General features: G+C 69.1%; 6 protein-coding genes. 5 read left to right on the top strand and 1 reads right to left on the bottom strand.

Annotated features, from left to right (window positions below; genetic code table 11):
* The first annotated feature begins 3 nt into the window (after positions 1-3).
* Positions 4-1,206, top strand: a complete 1,203-nt coding sequence (locus ABE423_RS15680; protein WP_180837738.1) for a DUF4785 domain-containing protein — start codon at positions 4-6, stop codon at positions 1,204-1,206.
* A 143-nt stretch (positions 1,207-1,349) separates the two neighbouring features.
* Here ABE423_RS15680 and ABE423_RS15685 read toward each other — a convergent pair whose 3' ends face one another.
* The gene (locus tag ABE423_RS15685) at positions 1,350-2,171 is read right to left on the bottom strand and encodes an ATP-binding cassette domain-containing protein (protein ID WP_346486669.1); all 822 of its coding nucleotides are present in this window, start codon (positions 2,169-2,171) and stop codon (positions 1,350-1,352) included.
* Between the two features lie 151 nt (positions 2,172-2,322).
* Between ABE423_RS15685 and ABE423_RS15690 the strand changes: the two genes are divergently transcribed.
* The 4 genes from ABE423_RS15690 to ABE423_RS15705 all read left to right on the top strand — a co-directional run bounded on the left by ABE423_RS15690 (position 2,323) and on the right by ABE423_RS15705 (position 6,396).
* Positions 2,323-3,525, top strand: a complete 1,203-nt coding sequence (locus tag ABE423_RS15690) for a fatty acid desaturase (RefSeq protein ID WP_182266985.1) — start codon at positions 2,323-2,325, stop codon at positions 3,523-3,525.
* Positions 3,522-3,854 carry an EF-hand domain-containing protein gene (locus tag ABE423_RS15695; protein ID WP_032128678.1) on the top strand — a complete coding sequence of 111 codons (333 nt, stop codon included), beginning with the start codon at positions 3,522-3,524 and terminating at the stop codon, positions 3,852-3,854. Before ABE423_RS15690 ends, ABE423_RS15695 begins: the two co-directional genes overlap by 4 nt.
* A gap of 19 nt (positions 3,855-3,873) precedes the next feature.
* Positions 3,874-4,686, top strand: coding sequence for a bifunctional DNA-formamidopyrimidine glycosylase/DNA-(apurinic or apyrimidinic site) lyase (gene mutM, locus ABE423_RS15700; RefSeq protein ID WP_049422377.1), 813 nt, complete (start codon positions 3,874-3,876; stop codon positions 4,684-4,686).
* Between the two features lie 105 nt (positions 4,687-4,791).
* Positions 4,792-6,396: a glucan biosynthesis protein D gene (locus ABE423_RS15705; protein ID WP_012509627.1), complete on the top strand. Its 1,605-nt coding sequence runs from the start codon at positions 4,792-4,794 to the stop codon at positions 6,394-6,396.
* Positions 6,397-6,560 lie beyond the last annotated feature (164 nt).

Here is a 6,560-nt window from a genome sequence, read left to right on the forward strand (position 1 = left end):
ACCATGACGATTCAATCCACCCTGCTGGCCGGCGCCACCCTGGCAGTGCTGTCCCTTTCCGCAGCGCAGGCCGCGGAGCCGCTGCAGGCCGCCCGTGCGGGCGATCAGGTGCCTGCCGCCCTGGTAGCCGCGCCGCTTCCCACCGATGAGAGCGAACACGCGCCACTGGCCTTTGCCTGGGCGCTGGACCCAGCACAACCGCTGCAGGCGGCCACGCCGTATGCCTCGGTCAGCCGCAGCTACTGGCAGCAGGTTGATGGCACGCAGCTGCAGCGAGGCCTGGACCTGCCACTGACGGCGCCGGATGCGGTGATCCAGCTGAGCCCGACCGCAGGTGCCCGCGCGCTGCCGGCCAACACGCTACAGGTGCGCGACCCGGCCGGCCGCAGCAGCGTGGCGCGCAGTGTCGATGCACGCGCGCTGCAGGACGCCGGCATGCCGGTCAGCGATGGCAGCAGCATGCTGCGTACCGGCGCGACCAGTGCCGTCGGTGCCTACACGCTGCAGAGCGCGCAGGCCCAGGGCCGCTACGTGGTACAGGTGCTGGAGCCGAACAGCCCGCTGCGGCTGGAGGTGCAGGCCAACCAGGCCCAGGTGCTGGCCGGCGGTAACATGCAGCTGCAGGCACGCCTGCTGGAAGACGGCGCCACCACCGCGCAGCTGGCATCGCGTCGTGGTGGGCTGGGCGGTGAAGCCCTGCTGGTCGCACCGGATGGCCGCAGCTGGCCGCAGCGGTTGCTGCGAACCACCGATGGCAGCCTGCGCGCGCAGGTGCGGATCCCCGCCGATGTCGGCAGCGTGCAGGGGCTGTGGGAATTGCAGGTGTTCGCCCAGGCCGACGGTGTGCTTCGCGATGGCAAGGTCGCCTTTGCGGTGGCACGGCCGACTGCCCGCTTCAGTGGACAGGCCGCGCCGGACCCGGCCAGTCGGCAGGTGGCGCTGCCGCTGCAGGTGGCCGCCGCCGGCCGCTATGAGGCGCGGGGCACGCTGTACGCCACGGCCCGCGATGGCCAGTTGAAGCCGGTCGCACAGGCACATGCGGCCGCGTGGTTCGATGGCCCGGGCGCAGGCCAGCTGGTGCTGCCGTTCGACCAGGCGGCGTTGCCGGCCGGATTCGGTGCGCCGTACGAGCTGCGCGACCTGCAGCTGCAGGACCAGAGCCGGATGGCACCGATCGAGTCGCGCGCACTGGCGTTGCGGTTCTGAGCAAAGCGGTGGCGGGCCGGAACATCCGGCCCGCTGCCCCGCCTTCTGTAGAGCCGAGCCATGCTCGGCTGCTTCTGCTCGCGGCGAACGGCAGTCGAGCATGGCTCGACTCTACAGACGGTTACGGAGAGCGATGCATCTGTCTATCCCGCGTACGCGGTCAGTCGGCCTTCCTGCTCGACCACCGTAATCGCACCGCCGAACACCGCCGACAGCGGTTCGTTGCGCAGCAGCTCGGCGCGGGTGCCATCGGCCAGTACGCGGCCGTCGCGCAGCAGCACCACCCGCTCGATCTCGGGAATGATCTCTTCGATGTGATGGGTCACCAGCACCAGGGTGATGCCCTGCTGTGCCAACACCCGCATGGTCGCCACCAGCTGCTCGCGGGCGACCAGATCCAAGCCGGTGGAGGGCTCATCCAGCAGCAGTGCCTGCGGCCGGTTGACCAGCGCGCGGGCGATCAGCACGCGGCGGGTCTCGCCGGCCGACAGCTCTGCGTAGGCGCGTTCACGCAGCGACAGCGCGCCGGTCATCGCCAGTGTCTCGCCGACGCGTGCACGCATGTCGGCGGTCACCTCGCGGAAGGCCGGTACCACGTAGCTGGCGAAGAAGCCGGACAGCACCGCCTGTTCCACGGTCAGCCCGGGCATGTCGGCCAGGTTGCTGCTGAGGTCGCCGGTGACGATGCCCAGCTGCGAGCGCAGCCGGTCCACCTGCCAGCGGTTCTGGCCCAGCACCTTCACCGCCACCGCGCCGTCGCCCTGGGCCAGCGGGTACAGCTCGCGGGTGATCAGCTTGATGAAGGTGGACTTGCCGCAGCCGTTGGGGCCGAGCAGGGCGGTGTGCTGGCCCTGCGCGATGCGCAGGCTGAGCCCGTGCAGCACCTTCACCTGGCCGCGCACCACGGTGGCGCGGTCCAGTTCGATCAAGGGGGGCTGCTCCGGCAGGGGCGGGGCGGCGGTCATGGCGCTGGCGCGTGGATCAAGGCTCGACAACTCAGGTCCCCAACTGTGAACGGTGCCTCGGATGGCGATGCAGAGCATCGCCGCAGGGATGCAGTTTGCAACGCAAGCGCCCATGATGTCTGCCATCCCCGCGTCGATCCGGAGAGCCGTCATGCCAGATGCCCTGATGTCCCTGTTGACCGGTGGTGTGCTCGGCCTGGGCTGGTGGGCCATGCTTGCGGTGCTGCTGGTCTTCACCCAGATCACCATCTTCTCGGTGACCCTGTACCTGCACCGTAGCCAGGCCCATCGCGGCGTCGATTTCCACCCGGCGCTGGCCCATGTGTTCCGCTTCTGGCTGTGGCTGACCACCTCGATGATCACCCGCGAGTGGGTGGCCATCCACCGCAAGCACCACGCCAAGGTGGAGACCGAGGACGACCCGCACAGCCCGGTCACCCGTGGCATCGGCAAGGTGTTCTGGCACGGCGTGGAGCTGTACCGCGAAGCGCGTGGCATGCGCGCGGACATCGAGCAGTACGGGCGCGGCACCCCGGATGATGCGATCGAGCGCCGCCTGTATACCCCGCATGCCACGTTGGGGCCGGTGCTGCTGTTCGCGATCAATACCGTGTTGTTTGGCCTGCCGGGCGTGGCCCTGTGGGCGATCCAGATGGCATGGATCCCGTTCTGGGCCGCGGGCGTGGTCAATGGCCTGGGGCACTGGTGGGGCTACCGCAACTACGAGTCCGCCGACACCTCCACCAATCTCACGCCGTGGGGGTTCTGGATCGGTGGCGAGGAGCTGCACAACAACCATCATGCCTTCCCCAGTTCGGCGCGCTTCGCGATGCGGCGCTGGGAGTTCGATATCGGCTGGAGTGCGATCCGCCTGCTGCAGGCGCTGCGCCTGGCCAGGGTGCTGCGGGTGGCGCCGGCCATGGACGTGCGCCCGAACATCGCGGTGCCCGATGCCGAAACCCTGAAGGCGCTGCTGTCGCACCGCTTCCAGGCGATGACCGATTACCAGCGCAATGTGTTCATGCCGGCCCTGCGCGAGGAAGCCGTGCAGGCCGGGGCCAAGCTGCGTCGCCTGCTGCCGCGTCGGTTGCGCCGCGGCCTGGTCAACGATGGCCGCTGGCTGAAGCCGGACAGTCGTGCCCAGCTCAGCGAATGGGTGGCGCAGCGCCCGCGCATCCGCACCCTGGTCGAGTACCGCGCGCGGCTGGCGGCGCTGCTCGAGGCCCGCGGCCACGATGCCGCCGAGCGCCTGCATCAGTTGCAGGCGTGGTGCCGTGAGGCCGAGGAAAGCGGGATCGCCGCGCTGCAGGCCTATGCCGCACGGTTGAAGGGCTACAGCCTGGTGGGCGCGTGAGGGCTGGGTACGGGGTTCTGCTGGCGGTGCTGCTGCCGGGCGTGGCGCTGGCCCAGGTCACCGACACCACCAGCTACCTGCAGCGGATGGACAGCGATGGCGACGGCAGGGTCAGCGAGGCCGAGTACGTGCAGTGGATGCTGTATGCCTTCGATCGCATGGACCGCAATGGCGATGGCGTGCTGAGCGCAGACGAGCTGCCCGGCGGCAAGGGCAGGGCGATCAGCCGCGAGCAGCAGCGGCAGGTGATCGTGCAGCGTTTCCACAAGCAGGATGCCAACGGTGATGGCGTCCTGGATGCTCGTGAACTGGCGGCACCGCCACGCTGAGCGGGCGTAGAATCGGTTCATGCCTGAACTGCCCGAAGTCGAAACCACCCGCCGGGGCCTGGCGCCGCACCTGCAGGGTCGCCGCGTGCATGGCGTGATCCTGCGTCGCGCCGACCTGCGCTGGCCGATTCCGCCGGAAGTGGCCGAGCTGCTGCCGGGGCAGCGCATCGAGGAGATCCGTCGGCGCGCCAAGTACCTGCTGCTGGATACCGCCATCGGCAGCGCGGTGCTGCACCTGGGCATGTCCGGCAGCCTGCGCGTGCTGCCCGGTGATACGCCGGTGCGCGCCCACGACCACGTCGACATCAGCCTGGACAACGGCCGCCTGCTGCGCTTCAACGACCCGCGCCGCTTCGGCAGCCTGCTCTGGCAGCCCGCCGGTGAGATCCATCCGCTGCTGCAGGGGCTGGGCCCGGAGCCGCTGGACGACGCGTTCGACGGCGACTACCTGTTCGCCCGCAGCCGTGGCCGCAGCGCGCCGGTGAAGACCTTCCTGATGGACCAGGCGGTGGTGGTGGGCGTGGGCAACATCTACGCCGCCGAGAGCCTGTTCAAGGCCGGCATCAGCCCGCTGCGCGAGGCCGGCAAGATCTCGCGCGGGCGCTATCAGCGGCTGGCCGACGCGGTGAAGGAAATCCTCGGCTACGCCATCACCCGTGGCGGCACCACGCTGCGCGATTTCATCAGCCCTGACGGCGCACCGGGCTATTTCGAACAGGAACTGCTGGTGTACGGCCGCGACGGGCTGCCCTGCCCGAACTGTGGTCGCGCGCTGAAGCACGCCACCATCGGCCAGCGCGCCAGCGTCTGGTGCAGCCATTGCCAGCGCTGAGCCGGGCGGCCAGCGGCAGCTGAACGGGCAGGGCACGTCTCCGCTGCCCGTTAACGTTTGTCTGCCTATGATGGCCGACCTTCCCTCTGTGCCTGACGCGCCTGCATGCAACGACGCGACTTCATCCGCAATGCCTCCCTCGCCCTGGCTGCATTCGGCCTGCCGTCCCTGCCCGCGTGCGCGGCCAGCAAGAGCGGCCAGATGGGCCTGCGCCGCCTCGGCCAGCCGCAGCCGTTCGACTTCGCCACCCTGAAGGGCCAGGCGCGCGCGCTGGCACAGGCACCCTACAAGAGCCACAAGCGGGTGCTGCCGGGCCGCCTGGAAGGCCTGGACTGGGACCAGTACCAGTCGATCGGCTACCGCCAGGACCATGCGCTGTGGGCTGACCAGCCTGGCAAGTTCCAGGCCAAGTTCTTCCACCTGGGCCTGTACTTCCACTCGCCGGTGCGCATGTTCGACGTGGTCGACGGCAAGGCGCAGGAGCTGGCCTATGACGGCGCGGCGTTCAACTACGGCAAGAGCGGCATCAAGGACGGCGAGCTGCCGGCCGATCTGGGCTTCGCCGGCTTCCGCCTGAACACCCGCAAGGACACCGACCGCGACTTCGCCGCCTTCCTCGGCGCCAGCTACTTCCGCGCGGTCGGCAAGGAAGGCCAGTACGGCCAGTCCGCGCGCGGCCTGGCGATCGACACCGGCATGGGCAAGCCGGAGGAATTCCCGGACTTCATCGCCTACTACCTGGAGCAGCCATCGGCCGATTCGGAGACGATCGTGGTCTACGGCCTGCTGGATTCGCCCAGCGTGGCCGGTGCCTACCGCTTCGCCATCACCAATGGTGATGTGCTGCTGATGGACATCGACAGCGCGCTGTACCCGCGCAAGGCGATCGAGCGGCTGGGCATCGCCCCGTGCACCAGCATGTACCAGGTGGGCGAGAACGACCGCCGCATGGCATGGGACTGGCGCCCGGAGATCCACGACACCGATGGCCTGTCGCTGTGGACCGGTGCCGGCGAATGGATCTGGCGACCGCTGCTGAATCCGCGCAACCTGCGCTTCAACATGTTCGTCGACCGCAACCCGCGTGGTTTCGGCCTGCTGCAGCGCGACCGCAACTTCGACCACTACCAGGACGACGGCGTGTTCTACGAGAAGCGCCCCTGCCTGTGGGTGGAGCCGAAGGGCGAATGGGGCGAGGGCTCGGTGCAGCTGGTGGAGATTCCCACCGTGGACGAGACCTTCGACAACATCGTGGCGTTCTGGAACCCGAAGGAAAAGCCGCAGCCGGGCCAGGAGCTGCTGGTCGGCTATCGCCTGTACTGGGGCGCCGAACCGCCGGCACGGCCGCCGCTGGCGCACTGCGTGGCCAGCCGCACCGGCCTGGGTGGCGTGGTCGGCAAGAAGCGCGAGTATTTCAGCTGGCGCTTCGCGGTGGACTTCGAAGGCGGCGAACTGGCCAGGCTGATCGACAAGGGTGAGGTCGAGGCCGTGGTGGAAGCCAGCCGCGGCCGGGTCGAGATCGTGTCGGCGCGCCCGCTGCGCGAGATCAACGGCTACCGCGCGATGTTCGACCTGGTGCCGCCGGAAGGCAGCACCGAGCAGATCGACATCCGCCTGTTCCTGCGCAGTGGCGGCAAGACCCTCACCGAGACCTGGCTGTACCAGTACACCCCGCCGCCGGCAGGTGCGCCGGAGCGTACGCTGTACTAAGAGGGGGGGTGCAGGGCTTGCAGCCCTGCACCTGCTGACGTCAACGTCAACGTCAAAAGCGGGCATTCCGTGGGATGGCGGGGTGGGTCCGGTTGAGGGGGACGGCGTAAATACGTCCATGTAGCCTCGGTCGCGCCATCCATGGCGCTCACGCCACCTCAACC

The sequence above is a fragment of the Stenotrophomonas sp. TWI1409 genome, assembly GCF_039673015.1.
Taxonomy (GTDB): Bacteria; Pseudomonadota; Gammaproteobacteria; order Xanthomonadales; family Xanthomonadaceae; genus Stenotrophomonas; species Stenotrophomonas maltophilia_A.

What these genes read in the sequence shown, in the direction of transcription:
- ABE423_RS15705 (WP_012509627.1), top strand. Translation starts at nt 4,792, where the DNA reads ATGCAACGACGCGACTTCATCCGCAATGCCTCCCTCGCCCTGGCTGCA.
- ABE423_RS15685 (WP_346486669.1), bottom strand. Translation starts at nt 2,171, where the DNA reads ATGACCGCCGCCCCGCCCCTGCCGGAGCAGCCCCCCTTGATCGAACTG.
- ABE423_RS15680 (WP_180837738.1), top strand. Translation starts at nt 4, where the DNA reads ATGACGATTCAATCCACCCTGCTGGCCGGCGCCACCCTGGCAGTGCTG.
- ABE423_RS15690 (WP_182266985.1), top strand. Translation starts at nt 2,323, where the DNA reads ATGCCAGATGCCCTGATGTCCCTGTTGACCGGTGGTGTGCTCGGCCTG.
- mutM (WP_049422377.1), top strand. Translation starts at nt 3,874, where the DNA reads ATGCCTGAACTGCCCGAAGTCGAAACCACCCGCCGGGGCCTGGCGCCG.